At 41.1% G+C, this 13,802-nt stretch carries 15 protein-coding genes; 8 read left to right on the top strand and 7 right to left on the bottom strand.

Features of this window, described 5'->3' with window-relative positions; genetic code table 11:
* The first annotated feature begins 86 nt into the window (after positions 1 to 86).
* The gene (locus P2W73_RS14920; RefSeq protein ID WP_276502866.1) at positions 87 to 860 is read left to right on the top strand and encodes a proline and serine-rich protein 1 family protein; all 774 of its coding nucleotides are present in this window, start codon (positions 87 to 89) and stop codon (positions 858 to 860) included.
* A gap of 81 nt (positions 861 to 941) precedes the next feature.
* On the opposite strand, the gene sucD is transcribed toward P2W73_RS14920, so the two are convergent.
* The 5 genes from sucD to P2W73_RS14895 form a co-directional block, all read right to left on the bottom strand.
* The gene (gene sucD, locus P2W73_RS14915) at positions 942 to 1,817 is read right to left on the bottom strand and encodes a succinate--CoA ligase subunit alpha (protein WP_276502865.1); all 876 of its coding nucleotides are present in this window, start codon (positions 1,815 to 1,817) and stop codon (positions 942 to 944) included.
* Between the two features lie 128 nt (positions 1,818 to 1,945).
* A complete protein-coding gene (locus P2W73_RS14910) occupies positions 1,946 to 2,269 on the bottom strand; it encodes a YcxB family protein (protein ID WP_276502864.1) in 324 nt (107 codons plus the stop codon).
* A 202-nt stretch (positions 2,270 to 2,471) separates the two neighbouring features.
* Positions 2,472 to 3,281 carry an ABC transporter ATP-binding protein gene (locus P2W73_RS14905; protein ID WP_276502863.1) on the bottom strand — a complete coding sequence of 270 codons (810 nt, stop codon included), beginning with the start codon at positions 3,279 to 3,281 and terminating at the stop codon, positions 2,472 to 2,474.
* A gap of 114 nt (positions 3,282 to 3,395) precedes the next feature.
* Entirely contained in the window at positions 3,396 to 4,133 is a 738-nt protein-coding gene (locus P2W73_RS14900) for an MlaE family ABC transporter permease (protein ID WP_276502862.1), read from the bottom strand.
* Positions 4,134 to 4,288: 155 nt separating this feature from the next.
* On the bottom strand, positions 4,289 to 6,637 hold the full coding sequence (locus P2W73_RS14895; RefSeq protein WP_276502861.1) for an NADP-dependent malic enzyme: 2,349 nt from the start codon (positions 6,635 to 6,637) through the stop codon (positions 4,289 to 4,291).
* 251 nt (positions 6,638 to 6,888) lie between these two features.
* Between P2W73_RS14895 and P2W73_RS14890 the strand changes: the two genes are divergently transcribed.
* Genes P2W73_RS14890 through P2W73_RS14860 form a run of 7 tightly spaced genes read left to right on the top strand, consistent with a single transcriptional unit; the run spans position 6,889 to position 11,775 of the window.
* On the top strand, positions 6,889 to 7,719 hold the full coding sequence (locus P2W73_RS14890; RefSeq protein WP_276502860.1) for an ABC transporter ATP-binding protein: 831 nt from the start codon (positions 6,889 to 6,891) through the stop codon (positions 7,717 to 7,719).
* Positions 7,720 to 7,768: 49 nt separating this feature from the next.
* A complete protein-coding gene (locus P2W73_RS14885; protein WP_276502859.1) occupies positions 7,769 to 8,038 on the top strand; it encodes a hypothetical protein in 270 nt (89 codons plus the stop codon).
* Between the two features lie 26 nt (positions 8,039 to 8,064).
* Positions 8,065 to 8,868, top strand: coding sequence for a hypothetical protein (locus P2W73_RS14880; RefSeq protein WP_276502858.1), 804 nt, complete (start codon positions 8,065 to 8,067; stop codon positions 8,866 to 8,868).
* 51 nt (positions 8,869 to 8,919) lie between these two features.
* A complete protein-coding gene (locus P2W73_RS14875) occupies positions 8,920 to 9,294 on the top strand; it encodes a GntR family transcriptional regulator (RefSeq protein ID WP_276502857.1) in 375 nt (124 codons plus the stop codon).
* Between the two features lie 14 nt (positions 9,295 to 9,308).
* Positions 9,309 to 10,064 carry a hypothetical protein gene (locus tag P2W73_RS14870; protein ID WP_276502856.1) on the top strand — a complete coding sequence of 252 codons (756 nt, stop codon included), beginning with the start codon at positions 9,309 to 9,311 and terminating at the stop codon, positions 10,062 to 10,064.
* 38 nt (positions 10,065 to 10,102) lie between these two features.
* Positions 10,103 to 11,014 carry an ABC transporter ATP-binding protein gene (locus P2W73_RS14865; RefSeq protein ID WP_276502855.1) on the top strand — a complete coding sequence of 304 codons (912 nt, stop codon included), beginning with the start codon at positions 10,103 to 10,105 and terminating at the stop codon, positions 11,012 to 11,014.
* A complete protein-coding gene (locus tag P2W73_RS14860) occupies positions 11,011 to 11,775 on the top strand; it encodes an ABC transporter permease (protein ID WP_276502854.1) in 765 nt (254 codons plus the stop codon). Before P2W73_RS14865 ends, P2W73_RS14860 begins: the two co-directional genes overlap by 4 nt.
* Before the next feature lie 261 nt (positions 11,776 to 12,036).
* Here P2W73_RS14860 and P2W73_RS14855 read toward each other — a convergent pair whose 3' ends face one another.
* Both P2W73_RS14855 and P2W73_RS14850 read right to left on the bottom strand, forming a co-directional pair.
* The gene (locus tag P2W73_RS14855; protein WP_276502853.1) at positions 12,037 to 13,212 is read right to left on the bottom strand and encodes a M20 metallopeptidase family protein; all 1,176 of its coding nucleotides are present in this window, start codon (positions 13,210 to 13,212) and stop codon (positions 12,037 to 12,039) included.
* An 82-nt stretch (positions 13,213 to 13,294) separates the two neighbouring features.
* A complete protein-coding gene (locus P2W73_RS14850; RefSeq protein ID WP_276502852.1) occupies positions 13,295 to 13,741 on the bottom strand; it encodes an SPOR domain-containing protein in 447 nt (148 codons plus the stop codon).
* Between the last annotated feature and the right edge of the window lie 61 nt (positions 13,742 to 13,802).

Here is a 13,802-nt window from a genome sequence, read left to right as displayed (position 1 = left end):
TCTTCCCAAATCTTTTTTAAACGAAGGATTTTGTTTCACTTCTATACAAGTGAATTCAATTTTGAATAAACGTAAAAACAAATAGTATGAAAACATTTTTTACACTCTTAACTTCTTTATTCATGAGTATCGCTGTTTTTGCTGCTGCAAGACCACAAAGCATACTTACGATTAAATCAGCGGACAATGCCGATATCAAGGTTGTACTGGACGGCAAAAGATTTGATCCTAACGATAACTCAATGATGATACGGGGCATTGATGACGGTTATCACACTATAAAAGTGTTCAGACAAAGAAGAGGTGGTTTCTTCAACATGTCTGGCCGTGGTTACGAAATGGTGTTTAACTCTACCATCCATATCAAAAGAAGAACCCATCTTTTTGTCACCATCGAAAGAAACGGTCGTATCAGCATGCAGGAAAATAAACTAAGGAGAGATTGGGACAGGCAAGACCGTGGTTGGGACAATCGCCGCGATGACAATGACAGGACATATGATTATGATAATGGTGGTCAGTGGGGAAGCCATGGTGATTACGACAGCCACAACGGGTATGCCCGTGGTATGAATGATAGCGAGTTCAGAAATGTGATTGCCGCCATCAAAAAAGAATGGCTTGAAACGAATAAAATGAAATCGGCTTCGCAGGTGGTGAAAACAAACAACCTGACAGCAGCACAGGTGGAGCAAATGCTTTTACTGTTCAATTTTGAAAACAATAAATTGCAATTGGCCAAGGAAGCTTACGCTAATACAGTGGATAAACAAAATTATGATATGCTGATGGACGTATTCAGCTACAATAGCAGCAAAGCAGAACTGGAAAGATTTATCAGGGGTTATGACAGATATTGATGGTATTAATGAATGAAAGACCACAAAATAAGAATGGCCTCCAAACCGGAGGCCATTCTTTTTAAGAATATTTTTCACTTTTCACTTCTTCATCACTTCAGCCATTTTTTTACCAATATCAGCCGGGCTGTTTACTACATGGATACCGCATTCGGCCATGATTTTCATTTTAGCAGCGGCTGTATCATCGGCACCACCTACAATCGCACCGGCATGCCCCATCCGGCGACCGGGAGGCGCTGTTTGGCCAGCAATAAATCCTACAACCGGTTTTTTATTTCCATTTTCTTTGATCCATTTTGCTGCTTCTGCTTCCATGCCACCCCCAATTTCACCGATCATCACTATGGCATCTGTCTCAGCGTCGTTCATAAATAATTCAACTGCTTCTTTGGTAGGAGTGCCAATGATAGGGTCGCCACCGATACCAATTGCTGTTGAAATACCCAAGCCGGCTTTTGCCACCTGGTCTGCCGCTTCGTAAGTCAATGTTCCGGATTTTGAAACAATACCGATACGGCCTTGTTTGAATACAAAGCCTGGCATGATACCTACTTTACATTCACCGGCGGTAATAATACCGGGACAGTTCGGCCCGATAAGCCGGGTCTCTTTACCCTGTAAATAGTTTTTCACTTTTACCATGTCCTGTACCGGAATACCCTCGGTGATACAAACTACCAGCCTGATTCCTGCTTCAGCAGCTTCCATAATGGCATCTGCGGCAAAGGCAGGCGGAACAAAAATGATGCTTACATCAGCACCCGTAGCCTTGACACAATCTGCTACAGTGTTGAATACTGGCTTGTCAAGATGTGTATTTCCTCCTTTGCCGGGGGTAACACCGCCAACCACGTTAGTTCCATATTCGATCATTTGTGTAGCATGGAAAGTGCCTTCCGTCCCGGTAAAGCCCTGTACTAATATTTTTGAATTCTTATTGACGAGAATGCTCATAAGTCTAAAATTAAGTGGGGCAAAAGTAAGGGATTGTTGTGAGTTAATGGGTGGGTGGTTTATGGTTTTTGATTTGGGAAAAATTGAGCTTGATCTTGAATCCGAAAACCGATCAATTGCCCGGTTTCTTACAAATTATTCGTTACATTATGGATTTGTAAGATCTCCTTTAATTCAATTATGTCGCCTTCCCATATATCCCGCCTGGGTATGACATTTGCTACTTGTTTGTTTTGCCAGATCAATAGCCAATTTTTGGTTTTGCTGACCTTATATATTTTGTCCCAGGTAAGTTGAGCTGTAAAAGATTCTCCTTTAACAAAAAGAAGGTCCTTGCCAAATTGGTATTCTATCGTCTCACTGATCCTTTTATTTGAAGTATAATCTCGTTTAGATGCAAAATATTGTAGAAGCGGAAACCCGATCAGCATAAATACGGGTGCGATGATCATTGTAAAAGAGGAATGCCGGGTCTGAAAAAAGAATGATACAGTCGATATTACCGACATGAATACTCCAATCCCCGTAAAAATTTTTATCGATAGTTTACTATACAGCAAAAAAAAATTTACATCGATTAGATCCTTTTCAGTCAGTTTGGTTTTTATGTCATGGCAAATTTGTAGATTGTTTAAGTGTATTGGACCATTGATCCTACTTCATCATATCATCTATATTCCTATTATTAGGTATTTTACCGGTTTCCTCCAGCATACGCATCTCTTTGGCATCTTTCAGGAATTCTGAAGCAAAAATGAATTCATTGAGGCGTTGGTTCTTGCTGAAAATAATTTCTTTGTTAGTTCCTTCCCATTCTTTATTGCCTTTGTACATATACAAAATATAATTCCCTATTTCCATTACACTGTTCATGTCATGGGTATTGACTACGGTGGTGATATTATATTCCTGGGTGATTTCCTGAATAAGCTTATCGATAACAAGCGACGTTTGGGGATCAAGGCCCGAATTGGGTTCATCGCAAAAAAGATACTTGGGGTTTAGTACAATGGCTCTTGCTAAAGCCACCCTTTTTTTCATCCCGCCGCTCACTTCTGAAGGAAATTTTTTATTGGCGTCTACCAAATTTACCCTTGCCAAAACTTCGTTGACCCGTTTTAGTTTTGTGCTGTAGTTGTCTTTGGTAAACATATCCAGCGGGAACATTACATTCTGTTCCACCGTTTGGCTGTCAAACAAAGCTGAGCCCTGAAAGAGCATGCCAATCTCTTTTCTAACCTGTGTCTTCTCTTCATTGTTCATGCCGGTAAAATCCTTTCCACTATATAATACCTCACCGCTATCAGGTGCAAACAATCCCACCATGCACTTCATCAAAACAGTCTTTCCGCTTCCACTTGCCCCGATGATCAGGTTGCACTGCCCGGCTTTCATCGAAGCACTCACATCGTTGATGACGATCTTATCAGCAAAACTTTTTTTAATATTCTTTACTTCGATCATAACAAAAACTTTGAGCTATTAGCTGGGAGCTATGAGCTTTTAGAATAAATATTGGCTTTATAAGTTTTAAGTCCCGCAGTTCGTGACCTCATGCCCCGGACTCATAGCTTTTCTTTACAGTAACAACGCCGACAACACATAATCCGCAAACAATAAAAGTATACAACTTACAACCACCGCTTTAGTACTTGCTCTTCCAATTTCTAATGCGCCTCCTTGTACATAATAACCATAAAAAGAAGAAATACTGCAAATGATAAAGGCAAAAGTGTATGACTTAGCCAATGCAAAAAATACATTGTAAGGTTTAAATGTTTCATGCAGCCCCTTATCATATGCTTCTGTTGGAAGAATGCCCGCCATACTACCAGCTAAGCGGCCTCCCCAGATTCCCAGCGTCATGGCAACAATAACCAAAAAAGGGATCATCAATAGCCCCGCGGCTATTTTGGGCAAGATCAGATATGACTTTGTATTAATGCCCATTATTTCCAACGCATCTATTTGTTCGCTTACCCGCATGTTACCTAATTCACTGGCGATTTTGCTGCCTACCACACCGGCTAATACGATGCAGGTAAGCGTAGGCGCAAATTCAAGGATCACGGTATCACGAACAATCTGTGCAATGGTAGAAAGAGGAATCAGCGGGCTTACCAGCTGATAAGCTGTCTGCAGGGTAGATACGGCGCCAATAAAAACAGAAATAATAGCGACGATACCCAGCGAACCAATGCCAATATCATTGCATTGATGCATAAACTCCTTCCAATACATCTTCCCATTCTCGGGCCTGGTAAACATTCCCTTTAGCATCAACAGGAAACGGCCTATGTCCTTTATAATTTTCATCCAAAGATTTATTCTGTAAAATACGCTGAAAAGTTTAAAAGGTTTAACATGTTTAATAGGTTTAAGATGTTCAATATGCTTCAAAGATTTTCAAATGACCTTGCCAAACTTTTTAAACGTCTTGAATCCCGGAACCCTTGAACTTTTTAAACCTCTCACATATCCCTGCTTACTTTTTTAAACCGTTTCCACCACGGAGATTTATTGACAATATCTTCGGTTGAAGAATTTTTGCATTTGATCTGTGCATCCACCACGGCAACCAGCGCCATGTTTATAATACTTCTTACCGAACTACCCAATTGTAAAATGTGCACAGGTTTTTTTAAACCCAACAATACCGGACCGATGGCGTCGGCACCGCCTAACTCTTTTAAAATATTATATGTGATATTACCTGCTGCAAGATTAGGGAACACCAATGTGTTTACATCTTTGTCAACTAGTTCAGAAAACGGATAATTTTCTTTCAGCATTTGTTTATTGAACGCCACATTGGCCTGCATTTCTCCATCCACAATCAGCGAAGGCATTTTTTCTTTCACCATTTTTCTTGCTTCGGCTACCAATCTTGCTTCCGGGGAATTACTGCTGCCAAAATTTGAATAGCTCAACATGGCAATGCGGGGAATGATATTGAAGTGACGAACCTCTTTTGCCACCAGCAAGGTAATTTCAGCTAACTCTTCCGCTGTGGGATTAAAGTTAACGGTTGTATCAGCCAAAAACAGGGGACCACGTTTTGTCATCATCAGGTACATGCCCGCTATTTTATTGACACCGTCTTCGGTTCCGATAATTTGCAGGGCTGGGCGAATCGTATCAGGATAATTTTTTGTAAGACCCGAGATCATGGCATCTGCATCGCCGCATTCCACCATCATGCAGCCAAAATAATTTCGGTCACGCATGATTTTTTTAGATTCATAGGCATTGAAGCCCCTGCGGTTTCTTTTTGCAAAAAAGATCTCTGAGTATTGATTTCTTTTTTCTTCGGTACTGTCGCTCCGGGGGTCAAATATAGGTACCCCATCCAGCTCAATAGCATTTTGCGCAGCCAGGGTTCTGATCTTTGTTTCATCACCCAATAAAATCGGGTAAGCGATGCCTTCATCAAATGCAACGGCTGCTGCTTTCAAAATTTTTGCATTATCTGCTTCTGCAAATACGATTCGTTTGGGATCACGGCGGGCTTTATTACCAATAGCCCTCATTACCTGGTTATCGATGCCGAGCCGGTTATCCAAATGCGAGACATAAGCATCCCAATCGGTGATAGGGTGCTGCGCCACTCGGCTTTCCATAGCGGCTTTAGCTACAGCGGGCGAAACAGTTGCCAGCAAACGCGGGTCAACGGGTTTGGGAATGATATAATTTGGGCCGAATGAAATTGTTTTCTCATTGTAAGCCAGGTTCACAATATCCGGAACGGGGGTTTTGGCCAACTCGGCCAATGCCTTTACTGCGGCCATTTTCATGGCTTCATTGATTTGCGTGGCCCGAACATCAAGTGCACCGCGAAAGATATAAGGAAATCCCAACACGTTATTTACCTGGTTAGGATAATCGCTGCGGCCGGTTGCCATGATCACATCTTTTCTTGCCGCAGTAGCATCTTCCCAGGTGATCTCAGGATCAGGATTGGCCATAGCAAAAACAATAGGATTTTTAGCCATTGACTTGACCATGTCCTGCGATACCACGTTGCCGGCACTTAATCCTATAAATACATCGGCATCCTTCATCGCTTGTTCCAGGGTCATTTCATTTTTGGCATTGGCAAACTTTGCTTTCAATTCATCGAGATCTGTTCTTCCTTTGTGAATGACGCCTTTGCGATCGAACATGAGAAAGTTCTCAAACTTAGCTCCCAATGCAACATATAATTGCACGCAGGCCATGGCAGCGGCGCCAGCGCCGTTTACTACATATTTTACCTTGTCGATCTTCTTTTTCTGGATGTCCAGTGCATTCAATAAAGCCGCGGCGCTGATTATGGCGGTACCGTGCTGATCATCGTGCATCACCGGGATGCTCATGGTTTCCTTCAGTTTCTTTTCTATATAAAAACATTCAGGAGCTTTGATATCTTCCAGGTTGATGCCACCAAAAGTGGGTTCCAATGCTTTTACAATCTGTACAAACTTCTCAGGATCTTTTTCATTGATCTCGATATCAAATACGTCGATGTCTGCAAATATTTTAAACAACACGCCTTTTCCTTCCATCACAGGTTTACCCGCTTCTGGCCCAATATCTCCAAGACCCAGCACAGCGGTTCCGTTGCTTATAACGGCTACCAGGTTTCCTTTTGCTGTATACTTATAGACGTTTTCTTTATTTGCAGCAATTTCTTTGCAAGGTTCGGCAACACCGGGAGAATAAGCGAGGGAAAGATCCCTTTGGGTTTTTGCATCCTTAGTGGGGACAACTTCAATCTTCCCCGGCCTTCCTTTTGAGTGATATTCTAACGCCTGTTGGCGACGCAATTCGGTTTTGTTCATACTTGTTTATTGGTGATTTAAATTCCTACAGCACAACTCATTGATAATGGGGCTGCAAGGTACAAAATTAAATTTCGTTCCACCTTAGCGCCGCCATCCATTTTAAATGCTTGTAAATCAGCTATTTATTCTGAATGCTAAACCGGCGGGTAAAAAAAATTGGATGAACGGGATCAAAAATATTTGGCAATATGGAAAAGTGGCCTACATTTGTACTGTACTACTACAATAGTACACTAAAACGATAAGAAATGATAGATATCCAAAACCTTCACTTCGCTTATAAAAAGAAAAAGGTATTCACCGGACTCAACCTTTCGCTGCAGGCCGGTCATATCTATGGTCTGCTGGGAAAAAATGGTACGGGTAAATCAACCTTGCTTCGGAATATTGCCGGCCTCTTATTTCCGGACCAGGGAACGGTTAAGGTTTTAAGCCATACGCCAGGGTTGCGTCAGCCCGATTTTCTGCAGGAGCTTTTTATGGTACCCGAAGAGTTTTACCTGCCAAACGTTACCATCAAAAAGTTTGTTGATTGCAATGCGCCATTTTATCCGCGTTTCAATCAGCCGCAATTCAACAATTACCTGAAGGAATTTGAAATACCCATCGACAACAAATTGCAGCAGATGAGTTATGGTCAAAAGAAAAAAGCGCTGATCAGTTTTGGTCTTGCCTGCAATACTTCTTTGTTGTTAATGGACGAGCCAACCAATGGACTTGACATCATGAGTAAAAGCCAGTTTCGGAAAGTAATTGCAGGAGCGATTGATGATAGTAAATGTATCATCATTTGTACTCACCAGGTAAAAGACATGGAAAGCCTGATAGACCGGATAACTATCATTGATGAAGGAAAAATTTTATTCGACCAGACGGTTGACCAGATAACGTCCAGGCTAAGTTTTAAAATATCGTTTGACAGTGCGGAAGTGAAAGAAGCTTTATACCGTGAGGAATCTTTAAAGGGTAATGCGATCATTACTGCCAATAATGATGATGAAGAGGGTAAACTCGACCTGGAAATGTTATACAAAGCAATTGTCACAAACGGAGAAGCGATCCGTTCGACTTTCAAATAAGCAATCATTAACCATTTAACCTTATCCAACTACTTTAATTTAATTTATTATGTCAGCCAATTTTAGTTTATCCCAACGCCTGCCGGTTATTAAAAAAAGCTGGGATGAAAATGCAAGATTATACTCATTGCTTTTTTTAGTCCTGCTGTTGCTGGCTGTTTTTACGTTTTGGAAACCTCAGGATGAAGGATATTATACCAGCAAACAGTTTGAAACAAACGAAGCGGCTGGCGATGTAAGGCGCAGCCAGGCTGACAGCGAGTCGCAATACAGGAGTATTGTTACTAATGGTGACGCTATCCGTTCTGTATTTCAATAACCACACTGCATAAACTTTTTTATCACATGGCAACTACATTTAGTTTTTCACGCCTCTTGCAACTGATCCGTAAGCAATGGGTTGAAAACTCCCGGCTTTACATCTATTCCATATTGGCTCTATTGGGATTGCTGGGATTGATCATCACTTTTTGGGTTATATCATCCGGGCCGCACTACAGCGAAGATTCGCTCTATATCATTTTTCTTTTTGGGTTATATATAGCTGGTGCGGTGTACGCCAGTATGTCTTTCTCGATGCTTGGTAATAAAGAGCGGGGTACTTACTGGCTGGCTTTTCCTGCCAGTCATTTGGAGAAATTGTTGTGTATGATCTTTTATAATGTGATTGCTTTTTCAATCGTTTTTACACTATGTTTTTTCCTGGTAAAATCAATCGGTGTTAGTTATGTCAATGCTATTGTTACTGATAATCCCGGTGTATATACTTTCCGCAGATCATTGTGGGACAGCAACCGTACTTTCCTGAATGTGATGCCTTATTTCCTATATGGTTTTTTTGCGGTGCAGTCTTTTTACCTGATGGGCTCCAGCTTTTTTGCCAGGTATTCTTTTGTTATCACCACTATACTCGGATCGGTATTGATTTTCTTCTTTATCTGGTTTACCATGGAATTGTTGCAGGATTCTTTTAACGGCTATTCATGGAATGGTGATCATATCCGGAAATACGAAGAGGGTTCAGCGACCTATAAGTTATACGGGCTGTCACCTGCTGCAACCAACCTGCTTGGCTTCGCTGTAAAGTTTGTGTGGGCGCCGGTGTTTTGGTTAGTGACATGGTTTCGGTTAAAAGAAAAACAATTATAAAAAAAGTGGTTGTGTCGTTTCTCTAAATTATTGAACAGAAAAAAATGCTTTATGCAATTTAATAATAGTGGCCAGGCAATATATCTGCAGATAGCTGACTATGTGTGTGAGAAGGTGTTGCTGAAAGAGTGGCTGGCAGAGGATAAAATTCCGAGTGTGAGGGAGTTGGCAGTGCAATTGGAGGTAAATCCCAATACGGTGGCCCGTACTTACGAATTTTTAAAACAACAGGATATCATTTACGATAAACGTGGTATCGGGTATTTCATATCTGCAAATGGTCCAAAAAACGCTATGGATTATCGCAAACATGAATTTACTGAAAAAGAAATGCCGGCCGTGTTCCGTATTATGCACATGCTGGGTATTGAAATGGACGACCTAAAAGCAAGGTTTGAAAAATTCAAAAAAAATTACGCCGCCTGATAAAACCAACTAACATGAAGACAAGCAGTAAAATATTGACAGGTTTCTTTATCATCGTATTTCTGGTACCTATCGCCATGTTTATGTCATTCAAGAGCAAGATCAAAAAGGGACAGTATACGCTTGTAAGGAATGATTCATTCCAAAGCATCAACTCACGTAAAGGAGATATTGCGTCATTCAAAGTGATCAAACTAGTGGGTGCAAAAGGCAATAACCTGAAAGTGAATTTAAGTGTGGCCAACACGGCCTGTTATAAATACTCGGTTGACGGAAGTGATAGCGTGAAAATTTATCATTCAGCAGATACAGTGTTTATTCAATCGGTAGGCGAGGCGAAGGAAAGCCAGGATGATCATTTTCAAAATGACGTATGGGTTGATTTATCATTGCCATCATTGGAAGGTATAGTCGTAGATAATGCAGAAGCTTTTATAAACGCTAATGATTCTTCAGCGTTTAATAGGGTGGATATAATATTAAACGAAAATAGTTTATTGAGTATAGGAAGGCATGAAAATTATTCCAGAAATGATTCAGAAGCCTCTTTAAAAATTGATCAACTGGCAGTTAAAGCAAACGGAAGCAGGTTTTTTATTGGCAAGAACGTGAGTGTATCACGAGTGCAATTAGAAACAAACGGATCAGCTGATGTTACGATCAGTGATGGAGCAATGGTAAATGAAGTGATGGGTTCACTTTCTGACAGCTCATCCGTAAAAGCCAATTGGAAATATTTAAAACAATTGACAGGGCTAGACCGGCCTTAGTTTTTCAGTCACAAAACTTAACCATTAAAGTTTATCATATGAGCTCCGCCGTTATTCAAACGACCGGCCTGACCTACTCATTCAGGAACGGTAATAAAACACTCGATAATATCAATCTCCAGGTTCCGCAGGGCAGTGTCTATGGTTTTCTTGGACCTAATGGTGCAGGTAAGACAACCACGCTGCGTTTATTACTGGGGCTTTTAAAAAATCAGCAAGGTAAGCTGGAGATCTTTGGGAAAGAATTTGCTTCTCACCGGATCGAAATTTTGAAAAGACTTGGTTCCCTGATCGAACAACCATCGCTGTACCTGCACCTGACAGCCAAAGAAAATTTGGAGATATACCGGCTCGTGTATAATGTTGGTAAGACCCGCATCGATGAAGTATTGAAAATTGTAGGGCTCGATCATACCGGTAAAAAGAAAACAAAGCAATTTTCATTGGGCATGAAACAACGATTATCGATCGCCATTGCGTTGCTCCACCAGCCCGAGTTGTTGATACTGGATGAGCCAACAAACGGGTTGGACCCAAATGGTATCATTGAAACAAGAGAGTTGATCAAAAAACTGAATAAAGAGCATGGCACCACGGTCATCGTTTCAAGTCATATCCTGAATGAAGTAGAAAGAATGGCGAGTCATGTCGGTATTATTCACAAAGGTAAAATGCTCTTCCAGGGTCCATTAACGGAATTGCAGCAGATGAAAACAAGACAAACTTCACTGGAAGTCGAAACAAATAATAATGAGCAGGCGGCCCGGCTGCTGGAGTCATTTACGATAACGAGTGTAAATGGTAAACTGGTTTTACCGTTTGAAAACAAAGAGCAAACTGCCGTCATCAATAAATTGCTGGTGCAGGGCGGCCTTGATGTTTATGCACTGCACCCACAGCAAAACGACCTTGAACAACTATTTCTTGACATTACATCTACCAACTCATGAGTCTACTAGTATCAACAAAAGCAGAATTGATAAAAACAAAGCGCAGCGCTTCGTTTTGGCTAAGCGTTACGGGTGCAGCCGTTATTCCTTTAATATTTTTTCTTGCTTATGTTATAAAGCCAGAGAAAAGTTATTCACAAGGCTGGGACAGGCATTTAATGCAGGGATGGCAGGCGTTCAACGCATTTCTTTTGCCAATGTTCGTCATACTTGTTTGCAGTCTTATTCCGCAGATCGAATATAAAAACAATACCTGGAAACAGGTGTTTGCGTCACCGCAGTCGATAGGTGGTATTTTTTTCTCAAAATGGTTCACAATATTGATCATGATCTTGTTTCTTTTCCTGCTGTTCAATATTTTTCTACTATTATCCGGCGTCGTCCCCAACTTGTTTTTCAGAAAGTTTAGTTTTCTAAATACGGCGATAGACTGGCAGGAGTTGCTCCGCCTAAATTTTAAAACATTTGTATCACTATTGGGGATTATCGCTATTCAATACTGGGTAAGCCTTCGTTTCCGGAATTTCATTGTTCCCATTGGAATAGGGCTTGGGTTGCTTGTCACCGCTCTGATCATTTATCAGTTCAGGTGGGAGCATGTTTACAAAGTGCCTTATGCCCTGCCTGTGCTGACTATGGAAGGAGTGCGGGATACTGAAGGGCCGCTGTTGCAGAACCACGAATGGAATTCGATAGGTTATTTTGCCTTCTTTACCATTCTTGCATTTTTAGATATGCGTTTCAGAAAGGAGAAGGGATAATACATTTAACAATCTCAAAAAAAGAATAGTATGCTTTCTTATCTGCTTGAGCAAACGATAACTTTTTTTGAAAGCGTTGCCCGGCTTTTATTTCATCTGTGTGATCTGTTAAATAGCATTACAGGCAAAGTTTCCGGCAATTATTCTCTCGTGGGTTTAATTATCATCCTTTTAATTGCCAAAAAACGGCGTCGTCTTTATGAAGGCTAAATGGAGAACATTGTTCCGGGTGCAGTAACGATGTTGTTGCTGCACCAAATATTATTGCGAAGAAGCGCCCAGCCAGGCCATCATCCCCATGCCGGTTTCAATGGCTGATTCATCAATATTGAAAGTAGGAGTATGCACGCCTGATACAATTCCTTTTTCTGTATTCATCACACCAAGCCTATAAAAACAACCAGGTATTTGCTGAGTATAATAACCAAAATCTTCCGCTCCCATCCTGGCCTCGGTTTCTTCCACATTTGCTTTGCCGATATAGTCTTCTGCTTTTTTTCTTGTCATTTCATTTAATGCTTCATTGTTGTACACGGAAGGATAACCAACATCTATCAGCAGATCAATTTCGCCACCCATGCTATGCACTAAATCAACCGCCAGTTTTCTGATCAGCTTATGAGCTTTAAACCGCCATACTTCATCCATGGCACGGAACGTACCTTTCAGTTTCACTTCATTTGGAATAACGTTGGTAGTTGATCCTCCCTGCACCGAAGTAATAGAAAGTACAGTTGGGTTATGCGGATTATTATTACGGCTTACAATCTGCTGCAGACTGATGATAAGGTGCGATGCAATTAAAATAGGGTCGATACAAAAATGTGGGGATGCGGCGTGACCTCCTTTGCCTTTGATGGTGATATATAATTCATCAGCGCTGGCCATTACTTTGCCGCCTCTGAAACTCATTTTACCGACTGCAAGTCCCGGATGAACATGCAAGCCAAAAATAGAAGAGGGTCTTGGATTTTCTAATACACCTTCTTTGATCAATAAACTGGCACCACCTGGATTTTTTTCTTCACCCGGCTGAAATATCAGTTTTACCGTGCCTTCCCAATTATCCTTTGTTTCATTTAAAATTTTTGCAGCACCCAGCAGGCAGGTCGTGTGCACATCATGCCCGCAAGCATGCATTACGCCTTCATTTTTTGATTTATAGGAAATGTTATTCTCTTCTTTGATGGGTAATGCATCCATGTCGGCGCGGAGAGCAGTAATACGTTTATCCGGGTTTTGGCCCTTTATCAAGCCGATCACACCAGTCGTAGCTTTTATTTCAAACGGGATACCCATTTCCTCCAGCTTCTTCTGTACAAACCTGGAAGTTTCAAACTCCTGGTAACTCAGTTCGGGGTGTGCATGCAGGTGATGACGCACTTCAATAAACTCAGGAGCGTACTGTTTCGCTAACGACTTGATCTTTTCTATCATAACGCAAAAATAGCGTTTCGCAGAAAAGATAAATTCTGAATGAAGACTGTTTTTAAAAAGCGAACAAACGGTAGAGGAAAACTTATAATTGTTCTTCGCGGTTTTTTTCAGGTTTCAGTTCTACTATGTCATTCATGATGTAGACACCTTTTGTAAAGTACACGTTTAAACGTTTCTGGTATTCTTCCGCTTCTTTTCTTTCCTTGAAATCACCGGCTTTTACTTTATAATAGGGTGATTGATGCCAGAGATAGGCTTTTAGTTCAGGGAAATAAGTATAAACGGTGGTTTTTGCGGCAATCGCTTCATCACGGTTGCTGGTGCTGATGATCATAAGGCGATAACCTTTTACAGTGCGGCGTGATTCACGGGTTGTTTCTTCGTTGATCTGTGCTTGTTTGCTAATCAACAGATCAATGCGGGGGTCCTTATGTATCACCACGTTGTTCGTATCACCGGTGCTTTGCGTATTCTGGGCAAACAGGTTCAGCGAAAGAAACAGGGTGCAGAAAAATAAAAGTTTTTTCATGAAATATCGTATTCAAATTTCTTACCAAAAGAAGTTTAATAAGTTTAAGAGGTTTAAAAAG

This window comes from Terrimonas pollutisoli, assembly GCF_029360765.1.
In the GTDB taxonomy this organism is placed as follows: Bacteria; Bacteroidota; Bacteroidia; order Chitinophagales; family Chitinophagaceae; genus Terrimonas_B; species Terrimonas_B pollutisoli.
Note: the sequence above shows the minus strand (reverse complement) of the source record. Positions and strands in the feature narration are given on the sequence as shown.